The 16,396-nt window shown below is 33.3% G+C and carries 16 protein-coding genes and 1 other annotated feature; of the genes, 5 read left to right on the forward strand and 11 right to left on the reverse strand.

The genetic code is table 11. The annotated features are described in order from the left end of the window. Positions 1 to 219 precede the first annotated feature (219 nt). Positions 220 to 1,866 carry a hydroxylamine reductase gene (hcp, locus tag DW1_RS13340; RefSeq protein ID WP_074351247.1) on the forward strand — a complete coding sequence of 549 codons (1,647 nt, stop codon included), beginning with the start codon at positions 220 to 222 and terminating at the stop codon, positions 1,864 to 1,866. An 83-nt stretch (positions 1,867 to 1,949) separates the two neighbouring features. Here hcp and DW1_RS13345 read toward each other — a convergent pair whose 3' ends face one another. Next, positions 1,950 to 2,297 carry a cupin domain-containing protein gene (locus tag DW1_RS13345; protein ID WP_200800532.1) on the reverse strand — a complete coding sequence of 116 codons (348 nt, stop codon included), beginning with the start codon at positions 2,295 to 2,297 and terminating at the stop codon, positions 1,950 to 1,952. 78 nt (positions 2,298 to 2,375) lie between these two features. Then, complete coding sequence (locus tag DW1_RS13350) at positions 2,376 to 3,506, reverse strand: THUMP domain-containing class I SAM-dependent RNA methyltransferase (RefSeq protein WP_074351248.1); 1,131 nt, start codon at positions 3,504 to 3,506, stop codon at positions 2,376 to 2,378. Positions 3,507 to 3,680: 174 nt separating this feature from the next. Between DW1_RS13350 and DW1_RS13355 the strand changes: the two genes are divergently transcribed. From DW1_RS13355 to tyrS, 3 genes are all read left to right on the forward strand, one after another. Then, on the forward strand, positions 3,681 to 4,055 hold the full coding sequence (locus DW1_RS13355; protein ID WP_074351250.1) for a class II SORL domain-containing protein: 375 nt from the start codon (positions 3,681 to 3,683) through the stop codon (positions 4,053 to 4,055). Between the two features lie 134 nt (positions 4,056 to 4,189). Next, positions 4,190 to 4,564 (forward strand): class II SORL domain-containing protein, encoded by a 375-nt coding sequence (locus DW1_RS13360; protein ID WP_074351252.1) that lies wholly within the window; start codon positions 4,190 to 4,192, stop codon positions 4,562 to 4,564. Positions 4,565 to 4,638: 74 nt separating this feature from the next. Next, positions 4,639 to 4,840: a binding site (T-box leader), on the forward strand. A gap of 54 nt (positions 4,841 to 4,894) precedes the next feature. Next, positions 4,895 to 6,121, forward strand: a complete 1,227-nt coding sequence (tyrS, locus tag DW1_RS13365) for a tyrosine--tRNA ligase (RefSeq protein ID WP_074351254.1) — start codon at positions 4,895 to 4,897, stop codon at positions 6,119 to 6,121. A 207-nt stretch (positions 6,122 to 6,328) separates the two neighbouring features. Here the strand turns inward: tyrS and DW1_RS13370 are convergent, their stop codons facing one another. From DW1_RS13370 to DW1_RS13410, 9 genes are all read right to left on the reverse strand, one after another. After that, positions 6,329 to 6,952, reverse strand: a complete 624-nt coding sequence (locus DW1_RS13370; protein WP_074351256.1) for an NUDIX hydrolase — start codon at positions 6,950 to 6,952, stop codon at positions 6,329 to 6,331. A 144-nt stretch (positions 6,953 to 7,096) separates the two neighbouring features. Beyond that, entirely contained in the window at positions 7,097 to 7,618 is a 522-nt protein-coding gene (locus DW1_RS13375; protein ID WP_074351258.1) for a peroxiredoxin, read from the reverse strand. Positions 7,619 to 7,700: 82 nt separating this feature from the next. Then, the gene (locus DW1_RS13380; RefSeq protein ID WP_074351259.1) at positions 7,701 to 8,831 is read right to left on the reverse strand and encodes a TMEM165/GDT1 family protein; all 1,131 of its coding nucleotides are present in this window, start codon (positions 8,829 to 8,831) and stop codon (positions 7,701 to 7,703) included. Positions 8,832 to 8,924: 93 nt separating this feature from the next. Beyond that, positions 8,925 to 9,389, reverse strand: a complete 465-nt coding sequence (locus DW1_RS13385) for a hypothetical protein (RefSeq protein ID WP_143474427.1) — start codon at positions 9,387 to 9,389, stop codon at positions 8,925 to 8,927. A 50-nt stretch (positions 9,390 to 9,439) separates the two neighbouring features. Beyond that, complete coding sequence (locus tag DW1_RS13390; protein ID WP_074351263.1) at positions 9,440 to 10,528, reverse strand: DUF871 domain-containing protein; 1,089 nt, start codon at positions 10,526 to 10,528, stop codon at positions 9,440 to 9,442. Position 10,529: 1 nt separating this feature from the next. Continuing rightward, a complete protein-coding gene (locus tag DW1_RS13395; protein WP_074351265.1) occupies positions 10,530 to 10,856 on the reverse strand; it encodes a PTS sugar transporter subunit IIA in 327 nt (108 codons plus the stop codon). A 141-nt stretch (positions 10,857 to 10,997) separates the two neighbouring features. Beyond that, positions 10,998 to 12,278 (reverse strand): PTS sugar transporter subunit IIC, encoded by a 1,281-nt coding sequence (locus DW1_RS13400; protein ID WP_074351267.1) that lies wholly within the window; start codon positions 12,276 to 12,278, stop codon positions 10,998 to 11,000. Positions 12,279 to 12,301: 23 nt separating this feature from the next. Further along, positions 12,302 to 12,622 (reverse strand): PTS sugar transporter subunit IIB, encoded by a 321-nt coding sequence (locus DW1_RS13405; RefSeq protein WP_074351269.1) that lies wholly within the window; start codon positions 12,620 to 12,622, stop codon positions 12,302 to 12,304. A 240-nt stretch (positions 12,623 to 12,862) separates the two neighbouring features. Beyond that, entirely contained in the window at positions 12,863 to 15,556 is a 2,694-nt protein-coding gene (locus DW1_RS13410; protein ID WP_074351271.1) for a sigma 54-interacting transcriptional regulator, read from the reverse strand. Positions 15,557 to 15,678: 122 nt separating this feature from the next. On the opposite strand from DW1_RS13410, the gene DW1_RS13415 reads away from it, so the two are divergent. Next, positions 15,679 to 16,380 (forward strand): RluA family pseudouridine synthase, encoded by a 702-nt coding sequence (locus DW1_RS13415; protein ID WP_074351273.1) that lies wholly within the window; start codon positions 15,679 to 15,681, stop codon positions 16,378 to 16,380. Positions 16,381 to 16,396: the final 16 nt, after the last annotated feature.

Raw genomic sequence — 16,396 nt, forward strand, 5'->3', positions numbered from 1 at the left:
TTTTCTATTCTATAATCAAAATATACCCAAAACAATACTGTTTATTTATTATCTGTGATATATATCACACTTTTATTTGATACCAATCACGGTTTTACATTCTAATATCTCTTATTATAATAAGTAGTTGATAAAGTTAATTATAAAGTTTAGCGAATAACTTATAAGGTATATTTATACTGTTAATATTAATACATTTAAATAAAGGAGGATTTTTTAATGAGTATGTTTTGTTTTCAATGCCAAGAAACAGCAAAAGGAACAGGCTGTACAATTAGGGGAGTATGTGGCAAGCCTGCTGAAGTAGCTAATCTTCAGGATTTGCTTATCTATTCACTAAAGGGGATCTCATTCTATAACAACAAAGCTAGAGAATTGAAGCTAGACACAAAAAAGGCTGACCGCTTTATTATTGAAAGTCTTTTCATGACTATTACTAATGCTAACTTTGATAAAGCTCGTTTTGTATCAAAAATTAAAGAGGCATTAAAGCTTAGAGATGAAATTAAAAAATCAGTAGTTAAGGCTGGAGGAAGCATTGAAGATATTACTCATGATTCTGCTTCTTGGTATTCTGATTCAGAAGATGTATTCGATGAAAAGTCAAAATACGTAGGAATTTTAGCTACAGAAAATGAAGATGTAAGATCTCTAAGAGAGTTATTAACATATGGTCTTAAGGGTATGGCAGCATATGCTGAACACGCTCTAAACTTAGGCTATGAAGATGAAGGAGTATATTCTTTTATTGGAAAGGCTTTAGTAGCTACTACAGACAACAGTCTATCAGCAGATGACCTAGTAGCCCTTGTAATGGAATGTGGAAAACATGGTGTAGATGTAATGGCTCTATTAGACAAGGCTAACACTAGCACTTATGGTCATCCTGAAATAACTAAAGTTGATATAGGTGTAAGAAACAACCCAGCAATACTAGTAAGTGGACATGATTTAAAAGACTTTGAAGAAATACTAAAACAAACTGAAGGAACTGGAGTAGATGTATATACTCACGGTGAAATGCTACCTGCTCACTACTACCCAGCATTTAAAAAACATTCTCACTTTGCAGGAAACTACGGAAATGCTTGGTGGAAGCAAGATAAAGAGTTTGATAGCTTCAATGGGCCTATTATACTAACTACAAACTGCCTAGTTCCTCCAAAGGATTCATATAAAGATAGAGTTTATACTACTGGTGCAGTAGGCTTCGAAGGATTAACACATATAACAGCAGATGCTAATGGTAAAAAAGATTTCACTCAAGTAATTGAGCATGCAAAGAAATGTGCAGCTCCTACTGAAATTGAAACAGGTGAAATAGTTGGTGGATTTGCTCACAATACTGTATTAAATCTTGCCGATAAGGTTGTAGATGCTGTTAAATCAGGTGCAATTAAGAGATTCTTCGTTATGGCAGGTTGTGATGGAAGAATGAAATCAAGAGATTACTATGCTGAATTTGCAAAAGCTTTACCTCAAGATACTGTAATCCTTACAGCAGGTTGTGCTAAGTATAAATACAACAAGCTTGAGCTAGGGGATATCGGTGGAATCCCAAGAGTATTGGATGCAGGACAATGTAATGACTCTTACTCATTAGCAGTTATTGCTCTTAAGCTTAAAGAAGTATTTGAGTTAAATGATGTAAATGAGCTTCCAATATCATATAACATTGCATGGTATGAACAAAAAGCTGTTATTGTATTATTAGCTCTTCTATATCTAGGTGTTAAAAACATTCACTTAGGACCAACTCTACCAGCATTCCTATCACCAAATGTAGCTAAGGTATTAGTTGAAACATTTGGAATTGGTGGAATCACTAATGTTGAAGATGATTTAAAAATGTTCATGGGAGCATAATTAACTAGATAAAAAGCCGCTCCATATGGTTTGTATAATCATATGGAGCGGCTTTAAATATTCTTGTAATTAGCTATCTTTTTCTACTTATGTCCTTCTTCAGGTACTATGCAAATAAATTCAAAGATTTCATTACCTGCATTTGAGAACTGATGCTCAGTATTTGCAGGTACATAAGCGAATCCTCCTGCCTCTACCTCTATATCCTTTCCGTCTAAATAAAGTATCCCTTTCCCACTGATAATATAATTGATATGTGGCCATGGATGACTATGCTTTGGAGTATGTCCTCCTTGCTCAATTTCTAATACACGCATTACATAACCTTCCCAGCCTTCTTTAGGTGATACTAGTACTTTCATTGCAGCATCTTTAGCTTGTGGATTTTCAATCTTTACTGACTTTACATCCTTTTTGTTTGATACTATCACGGTAAGCCCCCCTTTTTTTATGTTAAACAATAGCTAACAAAATAGTAGAGCAGTAATTAAACAATCGCCAAACTACCTTTATACAGGCTTAGGTCCATAATACTGATAATAATCTACCTTTATCCTGCCATTAAATAGTTTTCTTTTCCTGTCTGCCCTTTTCCCATAGAGTTTTTCAAAATCCTCATTTGAGGTAATTACATAAACAGACCAAGTGTCAAGTTTTTTAAATACCTTCCCCATTATCCTATAAAGCTCTTCAACTTCTCCTTTTTCTCCTAAACGTTCCCCATATGGAGGATTGCATATGATAACTCCGTATTCGCCTTTTATATCTATTTTTGACATATCCTTAACTTCAAAGATTATACAGTCATCCACTCCTGCTTCATAGGCGTTTTCCTTAGCAGCCTCCACTGCTTTAGGATTTATGTCTGAGGCATATATTTTAAGGTCTAAATCCTGCTTTATAACTTTAAATGCTTCTTTTCTTGCTTCTTTCCATAGAGCCTCTCCAATTCTAGGCCATTCTTCTGAAGCAAAGCTTCTCTGAAGGCCTGGTGCTATATTTTTACCAATCATAGCTGCTTCTATAGGTATAGTTCCTGAACCGCAGAAAGGATCTAATAATATTCTACCCGAATTCCAATAGCTTAGGCTAACAATTGCAGCCGCTAGTGTTTCTTTAATAGGTGCTTCTACATTTTGTATCCTATATCCTCTTTTATGTAATCCCTCTCCACTTGTATCAATTGTAAGCGTGGCTATGTCTTTAAGAATAGACACCTGAATAGTGTATTTTGGACCATCTTCCTTAAACCATTCCGTTTTATATTTTTCTTTTAATTTCTCAACTACTGCCTTTTTTACGATTGCTTGACAATCAGAAACACTAAAAAGTCTAGAGTTTACAGACTTTCCTGTGACGGTGAATTCTCCATCTTCTGTTATCCATTCATCCCAAGGAAGAGCCTTAGTTCCTTGAAAAAGTTCCTCAAAAGATAAAGCTTTAAATTCACCCATTTTTAATAAAATTCTATCAGCGGTCCTTAGCCATAAATTTGCCTTAGGAATTCCTGATTCATCGCTATTAAAAGTAACTTTCCCATTCTCTACTGTTATATTTTTATATCCTAGCTGTTCCACTTCTCTCTTTACCACTGCTTCAAGTCCAAATGTTGATGTAGCTATTAATTGTATATTTGCCATCTCATCTCTCCTAATTCGTATCAATATCTAATATATATTTTACCAAAAAGATAGGCTTTTTACTAACTTTATATGTTTATTTATTATCATTTTCTTGTTTTAATTCAAAATATGAGGGTATATTGTGTATGAAATAATAATAAAATTATATAAACAATTAAGGGGGTACATAATATGAAATCATTAGGTCAATTTTTACAGTCTGGAGACTGGAAGGGTGAAAAGCACGTTCCAGTAATACATATTCCTGAGAAGGTAAAGGCAGGAGAGGAGTTTGAAATAAAGGTTTTAGTAGGTGAAGAGATTCCTCATCCTAATACATTTGAACATTATATTTCTTGGATTAAGGTATTTTTCTTACCAGAGGGAGCAAAATTTCCTGTAGAAGTAGGTAATTTCAACTTTACTGCTCATGGCGAAGGAGAAGTATTTACTCAACCTATAGCAACTAGCAAAATCAAAGTAAGCAAATCAGGTACTTTCCATGCATTGAGCTACTGTAACATACATGGTTTATGGGAAAACTCTGCTGAAATATTAGTTGAATAGTAAATAAGAGTAAATTAATTGTTTAAAAAGAATCCTTGATTTTAGGATTCTTTTTTTATTTATTCTCTATACGGGAATACTAAAAGTTATAACTTATTGTTTTTTGAAAATATATTATTAGTAGGAGGAATATTATGCAAAGCTTAGGTCAATTTTTACAAACTGGTGATTTCAAAAATGAAAAACATGTTCCAGTAATTCATTTACCAGAAAAGATACGTGAAGGTGAGGAAATTGAAATTAAAGTCTCTATTGGTGATGATATAAAGCATCCTAACACCTTAGATCATCATATCGTATGGATTAAGCTATATTACTTTAGTGAAGAAGGAAAGTTCCCTGTAGAAATCGCTGATTTTAATTTCTCCTCCCATGGCGAAGGTGGAGTGTTTACAGAGCCAGTAGGATTAACCCATGTAATACTACATAAACCTGGATTTATCTATGCAATGGCATACTGCAATATTCATGGTTTATGGGAACACAGGGAAGAAGTTAAATTTAATTAAATTTAGGGAATAAAAATTTATAAAATCACTTGACAATGAACATAAAAAGAAATATCATATATGCAAATCATATTTATATGACTGTGAAAGAACTAGTAGTGCTTTATGGGTGCATGTAGAGAGTTGGCTGGTTGGTGAAAAGCCTTCAGTACATAAAGTATGAATTACACTCTGGAGTCTCAATATGAAAATATTGCGTATGTCATACGATATAATGACTATGAGGCATCTTTTGATGCGAATTAAGGTGGTACCACGGGTTTTCTCGTCCTTATAGGATTTGAGAAAACCCTTTTTATTTTTCATAAAATCATCAATAAAGGAGGAATTATAATGAATGTATTTGATACCTTAATGGAAAGAGGATATATAGCACAAACAACCCATGAAGAAGAGATAAGAGAGCTTTTAGGAAAAGAATCAGTTACATTTTATATAGGCTTTGACCCTACTGCTGACAGCCTACACGTAGGACATTTCGTTACTATGATGTTTATGGCACATATGCAAAGAGCGGGCCATAGACCTATAGCCTTAGTTGGCGGTGGAACTGCTATGATAGGTGATCCATCAGGAAGAACTGATATGAGACAAATGCTTACTAAAGAAGGAATTGAGCATAATGTAAGCTGTATAAAAAAACAATTAGAGAATTTTATTGACTTTAGCGATGGTAAGGCAATACTAGAAAATAATGCTGATTGGCTGTTAGATCTAAACTATGTTGACTTTTTAAGAGAAGTTGGAACTCACTTTTCAGTTAATAGAATGCTTACTGCTGAATGTTTTAAACAAAGACTAGAAAAGGGACTATCCTTCTTAGAGTTTAACTACATGCTAATGCAGGGATATGATTTCTATGTGTTAAATGAGAAACATAATTGCATAATGCAATTGGGTGGCAATGATCAGTGGTCTAATATGATTGCTGGTATGGAACTTATAAGAAGAAAGACTAGCAAGCAAGCATATGCGATGACTTGTGCACTACTAACAAATAGTGAAGGTAACAAAATGGGCAAAACTGCAAAGGGTGCTGTATGGCTAGACCCAGAGAAAACCTCTCCATATGAGTTCTACCAATACTGGAGAAATGTAGATGATGCTGAGGTAGAGCAGTGCTTAAGACTGTTGACATTCATACCGATGGATGAGGTTAGAAGACTATCTGCCCTTGAAGGCGCTGAAATAAATGAAGCTAAAAAAGTATTGGCTTTTGAGGTTACAAAGCTTGTTCATGGTGAGGAAGAAGCGATAAAAGCAGAAGATGCCACAAAGGCCTTATTTGGTGGCAGTGGGGATTTAGATTCGATGCCTACTACTGAGCTTGAAAAATCTCTATTTGAAGAAGGTGTTGGAATACTAAGTCTACTAACTCAAATTGGCCTTACAAAGTCTAATGGTGAGGCAAGAAGACTGATTACTCAAGGTGGAATATCTATTAAAAATAGTCAGGTAAGTGATCCAAGCATAGTAATCACCTTAGATGACTTTGAGGATAATAGGCTTATAATTAGAAAGGGCAAAAAAGTATACCACCAAATCAAGCTAGTATAGAGACACGAGGACGACTTGTATTTAATCCAAGTCGTCCCTGTTTATTTTGGCTAATGCAATTATCACATTTTTACTCGAGATATATTATTATGAAATACATTGTTATTTAATAACTATATGTCTAAAGTAACATAAATACGTCATATCCTTCATGTACTTATAAAAATACAGAAAATTATTAATATAAAAATTAAAACAAGAACTAATTTAATTCTTTTCAGTTCTATTTATTATGTCTACAAAATTTTTTACAAATCTAGCAGTTAAGCCCCATATAACATAGTCCTCATAAACATAAAAATAAACTGCTTGACTGCTCTTATTCCAATTATAATTTCTCCCATTTTGTATTAGATGATATGGAAAGTCAGCCCTAGGAGTGACTTCTAGCTTCGTATAATGTATTTCTGGTTCATTTTTTAGAAAAAAATCTAATGGTACTGTAAATACATGCCCAACTTCATTTCTATTGTATTCTAGGAGCTCCACATCTAAATCCTCTAGTACTCCCACATAACCATATACTACACTTTTCGAAGACAATACATAGTCTAACTCTCCTAATAGGGTTATACTTTCAGATTTAATATTTAATTCTTCACAGGTTTCTCTAATAGCCCCTTCTTTAAATGTCTCTTTTCCCTCTACTTTCCCGCCTGGAAAAGATATCTCATTAGGCTGTCTATCTAACTTTTCTGAACGCACCTCAAATAAAATATGCCACTTCCCATCCATGTTTATTAAAGGTAAAAGTATAGCATAATTATCTATTAAATCCATAGAGCTTCCTTTTCGCTGTTTAAATACTTGTTCTAAATAATGAAAATCCATAATTACCACCTCATTATGATACTATCATATCTCCAATTGAATTCCAATGATATAGATAAGTAGATAGTCAAACCCTCGAGTTTATAAGCAACAAAAAAAAGTCGGACGCCCAATTGGGCGTCCTGTTAAATTTCTATTTCTCTATTATAGTAACTCTTCTCCTTCATTCCAATCTATAGGACATAGACCACCAGTTTGCAGTGCTTTTAATACTCTTATGGTTTCGTCTACACTTCTACCTATTCCAAGGTCATGAACTACTGAGTATCTCACTACCCCTTCTGGGTCAATTATGAATAGTCCTCGAAGTGCAATTCCCTCTTCCTCTATCAAAACACCATAATCTCTTGCTGTAGATTTTGTTCTATCAGATGCTAGCGGGAATTTTAGCTTTCCTAGGTCACCCTTTATCCAAGCTTTATGTGAATGTTCACTGTCTGTACTAATCCCTAAAACATCTGCTCCTGCTTTCTGAAACTCCTCATATCTATCACTATAGGCTCTTATTTCAGTAGGGCAAACGAAAGTAAAGTCTAACGGATAAAAGAACATTACTAGCCATTTTCCCTTATAATCACTTAGTTTTACTTCACCAAAATCCTCGCCATTAGGCATAACTGCGTTTAATTTAAAATCTAATGCTGGTTTACCAACTATTCTTTCCATGTAATTTCCTCCTTATGTTTAAAATAATATTAATCAATATATTTATATCCCATCAATAAAATTTTAAACAAAGTTAATTAATTCACATGGCCAACTGTTCTTCAACTCTCTTTTTCACTCTGTCGTGTATTCTTTCGTTTCTTTTTTTCATGTTTTTATAATATTTTTCAATGTTTCCATCAAAAGGAATTTTCTCTCCAAAGGCTATAGTCTCTAAAGCCTGTCTAGCCTTATTGACTACATAGTTTTCATCAACATTATGTCCATATTTTTTTAGATGAGACAGAGTAAGAGCTAATGCTTCTATTACTTTCCCTTGTTCGAAATCTTTATTATTATACTTAGGTAACTCTTCCCATTCGGAAGGTAAAATGTATACTCCTTCTTCTATGGCAGACATTAGAGCTCTTTTTGTAAATCCTATAAGACATTTACTTCCTGCACAAGCTCCACAATTAGATTCCCCAAGACATATGTTCTCTACGGCTCTTTCAATCTCATTTGCTTGAATATACAAAGCAGCTGCAGCCTCCTGCATTGGAAGTTTCTTTCCTGTTTTTCTCGCCTTTAAGGTTGGCTTCAATAATAGATAAACAGATAAAGCTATAATTATAAAGTAAATCATAACATTTAGTCCTGTTATAAATCTTGGATTAACTGTCTGAAATAGCTTTACAGTACCAAAGAATAAGAAAATGCCTGATGAAATAATTTTAATTGCAAACTCAGGTACCTTATCTCCAATTATGCTTCCCACAAATATGCCTAGGCTGCTTGTAGCCAACATTCCTAAAACCGTTCCAAATAATATAAAAATTGGATAACTTGCATCTGTACCTAAAGTCATAGCTGTAAGCTGTGTTTTGTCTCCTAGTTCTCCCACAAAAAAAGCCATAGCTACAGTTAATACTGGCCCAAAACTCTTTTTACTACTTTTCTCTTCTTCCTCGTTATCATTTTTTAGTGTCCACAATCCAAATATTACAAACATCAATCCGGCAGCTAATTGTATCTTGTCTAATGGGATTACATTTGATAGATAGGAGCCTAAAGCTATGGCTATACCATGGTTTAGTGCAGAGCCAATGATAACTCCTAATAAAACCTTTCGCACCTTATATTGTGTTGCAAATGTCATAGCTAATATCTGAGTCTTGTCTCCCATCTCTGCTGCAAAAATAAAGAAAAAAGCTCTTAATAATTCCTTTAACATTAGTATCCCTCCACAGCTTAAGCATTTAATTTTTAATGACTCAAAAAAGAATCCTATTTAACAAGGATTCCCTTTAAGATTTAATTATGTCCGTTATAGAAAGGTTTCTATCATCTTAATATGTTCTTCTTCTTCTGCGATTATTCTAGTTAGTGCTTTGTAGCTACTAGTTTTAGTATCCTCTATTTTTCTAACTAATAAACCTTGTATACTGATGATTAAAGCTACTTTTTTCTTTCTAAAAGCTAAAGTATTGTTCAGAAGCTCTTTTACTTCATCTACTTCATAAAAAGTCATTCCTTTCTTAAATTCTAAGATAATCTTTGATACCGAATCATATATATCAAAATCAATTGTTATATCTTCAAATTTTGACATCTCATTTTTTAAATCTTCATATACCTTTATATGTCTTTCTTCCTCCCTTGCAAATACACCTGCAGCTAGCTTTACACGTTGGTTTACATTGGAGCTTTCTTTTAGTGTTTTATATAACTCCAAAGATTCTTTATCGATTTCAATCAACTTGGCAATAATATCTAAAATTGTATACATCAACTGCTTCCCTTCTATAATCATTTTAATACAATTGATTATATCATAGGTCTTTAGTCCCTTTCAATAATGATAAATTTTTGCCAAGGTCCTATTTTATCTAAAAGATATATTTCTTCTTCGCAAACTCTTCCTACTACACTTGTTTTACCGCTATTTTTCATTGGTTTTAATGCTATTTGCAATTCTCCAGCATACCTATCATACAAGCTGCTTTCTATCAAAACATCTCCTCGTTCAATGTCTCTAGTATTAAAGGCTTCAAAATGATGTCCGGTATACTTCACTCGACTTTGAGTAGACCGTATCATATACTCTGACACATCTCCTCTATTGAAGTGAACTTCATCTAATATGATTTTTCTTTCAAGTTCTGGAACATTCTCATAGATATGAATATTTAAAGATAATAGGTCTTTATTCATTTCACCAAGTATCCTCAGCTCTTCTTCAGAAGCAAAGCAATTTGCTATGATTACATTATCAATTAAGCCAGTGTTAAATAAGTCCTTAGCTTGCACTTCTATTGGAAGTTCTCTATGTTCCTCTAAAGTGCAAAGCCCCTCATTAAGTGGCCATGGACCGAAAACTGCATTTTCAGAAGAAATAAAGGCTGCTGTCTCTATTCCATATTGCTTATATGTTCTCGAACACTTCATAAAATGATCTCTTGATAGACCTGTATATCTATGGGGATAAAAATTGTGACAACCAACAAGATTATCTTTATTAGGAACATAGGACAATATGTTGTCTATATACTTAGTTCCATTGCTCATATTTACTTCTATCTTTAACCCATATGGATTAAAAGTCATTATGCTCTCTTCAAGTCCAGTAAACCCCAAATCTAACCTTATACCTCCTAGACCTAGCTCATGAAAAAATTTTAAATCTTTATAGTCAATATTGAAATCATGAAACACCGAAGGAGATACATCTGCTATTACTTCCATTCCTAAGGTCTTAGCATAATTCATAATCTCACTAAAGTCCCTAATAAAATTATCCTTGTTGCCTTTCATTGAAATAAGGCAAGTAAATACCTTAGAGAACCCATACTTAGCAGCAAGTTCTAAGTAGTTCATATTTTCTTCTTTAGATGCATTTTGAGGGTATATAGAAACACCTAGCTTACGCATTTTAACACCCTCCATTTGATATTTTACTCATCCTAACATATAAGTCAACAAACTCTGTTGCCATGTCTTTTATAGTTATAGCATTCATAAGATGATCCTCTGCATGTATTAGGAGCAAGGATATACTTAGCTTTTCTCCTTGAGCCTCAGAATGTATTAAACTTGTTTGAAATTTATGAGCCAAAGATATTTTTTGTTCTGCTTCTTCTATGCTTTTCTTTGCTTTCTCAACCTCTCCATCTTTAGCAAATTGTATTGCCTCCATGCTATAGCTTCTAGCTTCTCCACTATAGTTTAACAAGTTCATAATAATCATTTCAAATTCCATGTCTCTCTCTCCTTAGAATTAATAAGCTCGCTATCTGAGTAACATTTTTCATTCCATGCTTACCTAAATATTAATTAAATAATACTGTAAATGATTATAGTGTTAAAGGGCATACTACCCTTTAACACTACAGTATTATATTTATGCATTAGCTTTTTTGTCTTCTTTTCTTGCTTGTCTTTCGGCAAGTGATACGAACGGTAAATAGATTAATGTAGCTATAGCAAGATTTATCAATGCTACTAACCCTGCAAATAAACTCTTTAGCGTTCCTCCTGTAGCCAAGAATGCTCCTATTCCAGGAGGCGTTATCCAAGGTATAGCAACATATGTTGGTGGAATCAATCCTGTAACTGTTGCTAGATATGCCACCAGTGTAAGTATCGGCGGTATAATTACGAATGGAATAATTAGTATTGGATTAAGAACAATAGGAAGTCCAAACATAATCGGTTCATTGATTTGGAATATTCCTGATGGTGCTGATAGTTTAGCAGCAGCCTTATAATCCTCTCTCTTACGGCATACAATAAATATAGCAATAATAAGTGCTAAAGTGGCTCCACAGCCTCCTAGATACACATAGGAATCAAAGAATACTCTAGTAATAGCATTAGGTGCAGCTAGACCTTGTTGAATAGCACTTGAATTAGCTTCAAGGGCAGGTATATATAATGAGTTCATTATAGGGTCTAGAATATTGCCTCCATGAAGTCCAAAGAACCAAAACAGACTTATTAATGCTGTTAAAAACATAGCAGAACCTACACCTTGCCCAAACCCTTGTAGTGGCTTTTGGATTCCATTGTATATCATTTCATATAGGCTTCCTAAACCTGCTAGAGAGATTACTAACGTTATAGTCCCAAATATTGTTAAAACAATGATGCCTGGAAGAACTGCTGCAAAAGCCTTGCCTACTGCTGGTGGTACACTATCTGGCATCCTAATAATTATTTTTTTCTTTGTTAGCTTTACAAAAATCTCAGTTGCTATCAATGCTACTATCAATCCCGTAAACAGTCCTTTAGAATCTAAATATCCCCAGTGAATATACCCCCAGCCTGCATCTCCATGTGCCTGAGGAAGAGTTGCGATATATGCAGCAACTGATATGACTCCTGCTGCAAGACTATCTTCTTCATATCCCTTTGCTAGGTTATATCCTACACTAAATACTACCACTAATGTCATAATAGCCAGTGTTCCCCACCACACGCTATCACATATTCCCTTTAGGACTTCCAAACCAGGTATCCATGAAAACAATGTGTTTTTGAATACTAATGCAAATGAACCTGCTAGTATTAAAGGCATAATTGCTACAAAACCGTCTCGAATAGCCACAAGATGTCTTTGAGCACCTATTTTAGCCGCAATAGGTACAAAACGTCTTTCCATGAAACTAATAAAACTATTCATTCTTATCCCCCTTATTATTTTTATTAACTCTCTTCTCCCCTTTTCATTAGCTCCAATGCTTGATTTAATACTTTTTCTCCGTTCATCATTCCATAGTCCATGCCGTTAATTACATCTACTGGTATCCCTTTTGGCTCTAAAAGTTCCTTCATCTTAGGTAAAAGAAATCTTACCTGTGGCCCGAGTAATACTACATCTACTTCATCAAATTGTCTTTTGGCATCTGCTTCTGCTACCGCAAATATGGTAACATCAATGCCATTCTTTACTGCTGCCGTATTCATTTTGGTTACTAATAAGCTAGTGGACATTCCTGCAGAACATACAAGCATAACTTTAATCATTAATGTCTCCCCCTAACAAATAAATGTCTTTTCTACCCTCCTTTAAATATATTGGTGTTATAACACACTAATATATAATGCATAAATCGTGCCAATTATCTCAATAATCAGATTCTTATCTAGGTCTTGTAAACATTGATTTATGCAGAATGGAGCTGAAAAGAATGTACACTATTATTAATTTATAATAATTTGTACTGTGTAATAAAAATAAATAGTGTGTAATTTAGTAACACACTATTACACACTAGTATTATTCATTAAAAACAACTTGACTATATGAGCTAATTCACTGTCTTCAATACTGATACTATAGCTATTCTCTAAAGGTTTTATAGATTTTTTAATCAGCATCAGTTCTTTTCTGTGTGCAGCCTTATATTCACTTAGATTTTCAAAACTCTTAGGCTCGTTACCGTTTAAAATATTATCCACTAGAAAACTTATATGTAATGCAATACCCATCTTAACATCATTTGATACTTTCACACTCAATTCTTTTTCAATATTTCTTATTACATATTTCACCTTATCTGCTACTTCTTCTCCCTCAACAGCTAACATATGATCATTAAGGGATTTTCCTATTTTGAAAAACATCTCTTCCTCTTTAAGTATTTCTTTTATCTTATATATTCCAACTCCATCTAGTATTTCAATAGCAGGTATAAATGGAATATGACCTGTATCCATATCCATTGTACTTATTATAGCCAGAATATTATATCTTTTTTTCATTTCATCTAGTCTTTTCATAAAACTTATACTATCTAAAATATTTATTGGAATAAGTTTGACTTGTCCTTCACTTCCGATCTGTTCTTCTATCAATTTAATTAATCGTTTTGAAGAACCTTCTCCTGTGAAGCAAGCAGAAATTATTACATTGGTTCTCTTATTATTTTTTCTTATTTTTTCATTAGCTTGGAAATTTTTCTCTACAGTAGAGTCGTAAATCTCGCTTAACTCATATCCCATTATAGCTTTTCTACAAATATCAATAACTAATGGAGTACTTATCATATCAACAGTTCTACATTCTATTCCCGTATCTTCCATAATCATATCGCCAAAACTATTAAGAGAACCCATATCTACAAGTAATATTACACCCTTGCCTTCATCTATTTCTAACACTTTTCTTTTTGCTATATCATACATAGTCTCAGGTTTCATACTAAGCGGCATATCTAAAGCCTCTGCATATTCTTCTCCTATGAGACTATTAGCCACATCTGCCATACTACTTGCCGTTGTTTTTCCGTGCATTATTACAAGGACTCTTACTTTTCCTGTTTCTTCAACATTAGACATAAAGGATGAAGCTGAGAAAAACATAGCCAAATAACCAATCTCATCTATAGGTATTTCAATGCCAAATTTATTATCAATTAGTTTAGCTATTTTAGTGGCAAATAAAAATTCTTCTTCATAGTTTACTCTAATGAAATTCAATTTAGGATTATATATTTTTTCTCCTCTTCTAATTCTTTCTATGCTTCTTTCCAAGTGTAGTGCTAAGCCTGAGTATATCTTTTCATCAAATTCCTTTTTTAAGCTTTGTTGTGCTAGCAATAATATTTCTTCTACTACCTCTAAAGTTTTCATATCTACTACTTTTGAAAGTTCTTCTTTTCTAAATTTATCTGATATGTTACCAATATACTTCTGAAAACGAGTTTCTATATCTATATTCAATATCTCATTAGCTTCTTTTTCATCAATGCCGATATTCTTTAGAGATTCAAGCTTTTTTTCAATTGAACTATAAAAGTCCTCAGTATTATTGTGCTCATCACTAATAAAAATTCTATCTTTTTTATCTTGACTAAACTTTAGAATATCACCTGTAGAACATAAAATTTGCTCAATCTCCTTCCTATGATATTTTATTTTCATTAAGCCCTTTATTACATGATTAGGTAAATCAGATTGACTTATAAGTATATAATTATCATTGTTTGACTTATAGTTAAGAAAGGCTTTTGCACAAGCCAATTGTATATCGCTTTTTAATTGCCCTATATTATTAGGACAATCATAAAGCAAATACGCAATAAAAGAGTTTTTGTTCACATATATGCTTTTATTAACTCTTAAAGATTCTTCTTTTATAAAAGTCTCTATAAGAGCATGCCTTTCTATAATGCTTCTATCTCTCAATGAAGGTAGATTTATAACCATAGGTATTCTTCTAGTAAATGTCTTCAAGAGATATGACTGCGGATTTTCTGTAGTGGCAGCAATTATCCTCACATTAGCATGCTCAACGGCATCTGTTGCACCTAAAGGCCTAAAAAAACCTTTATCTATATATGTAAATAGCATTTCCTGTCCTTGAGGAGATAGTCTATGTACCTCATCGAGAAATAAAAATCCTTCATGTGCTCTTTTTAAAAGACCTTCTTTATTAGCATCTGCTCCGGTGTATGCACCTTTTTTGACACCAAATATTTGGGCAGTTAGTAGGTTAGGATTATCAGCATAGTCTGCACAATTAAATCTTATAAATGGAGCATCCTCTTTTAATACCATAGATTCAATCGCAAATCTATACATTAACTCTGCAAACATAGATTTACCAACACCTGTTTCTCCAAGAATTAAAGTATGTAAACCTCTAGGTGGATATAACACTGCTGCTTTAGCTTTTTGTATAGATACAGCTAAACTTGAAGTTGACCCAACCATTTTATCTAAGCTGTATGTATCAGATTCCAATTGGTGAGATGAGTTCTTAACAGTTGATCTATATAAAACAGGTCTACCTTGAATCTTTTCTAGTTTGTTTTCCTTATATAATACGTTTAAGTATCTGCTGGCATTGGATCGACTTATGTTAAGGACAGTACCAATGTCAGATGCAGACACCCCTTCAGGCATAGTTTCCTCTAGCTTACAAAGCATCTTATATACATTATCAACTATACTCATTTTCTCACCCCTACCAGTATAATCTAATACTATAATATATTATTTTCCTAAAATTATCCATTGATATTTAGATATCTTTCTGAAAAAATTAATATGAGTATATAGAGTAAGGAGAACTTATAATGAAAATAAATATATTATTTCAAGACTCAAGTATAGTTGTAGTTGAAAAGCCACCTAAGTTACCTTGTCAAAGTGATAAGACACAGGACGAAGATTTACTGAGTTTATTGTCAGAACAGCTAGCATTAGATAGTGCAAAAAAACCATATTTGGGACTAGTACATAGACTTGATCGCCCTGTAGGTGGAATATTAGTCTTAGCTAAGACTAAAGAAGCAAATAGAGCTCTATCAAAGCAAATATCAGAGCGTAGCCTTACTAAGGAATATCTTACGATTGTCTGTGGCATACCACCCTATTCACATGACCAATTGAGAGATTATTTGAAAAAGCTTGTAACTATTAATATGAGCAAAGTAGTACCAGAAGGTACAAAAAATGCAAAAGAAGCTATTTTAGATTACACACTTATAGCTACAAAAAAGACTGATGAATATGGTGATATTAGTCTCCTTAGAGTGGACTTGAGAACAGGGCGCCATCATCAAATAAGAGTTCAGTTGTCTAATGCAGGTTTTCCTATATGGGGAGACAACAAATACAATAAAATCTTTGTCAAAAAGAAAGAATGGACTCAGATTTCTCTTTGGGCTCATAAACTAAGTTTTATACATCCAGTAAGTAATACCCCTGTCACTTTCACTAGTTTTCCTTATTGGGAGTATCCTTGGAATGTATTTGAGATACAAGATAAAAAATGATGGACAAAAATCCATC

Source organism: Proteiniborus sp. DW1 (genome assembly GCF_900095305.1).
Classification (GTDB): domain Bacteria; phylum Bacillota; class Clostridia; order Tissierellales; family Proteiniboraceae; genus Proteiniborus.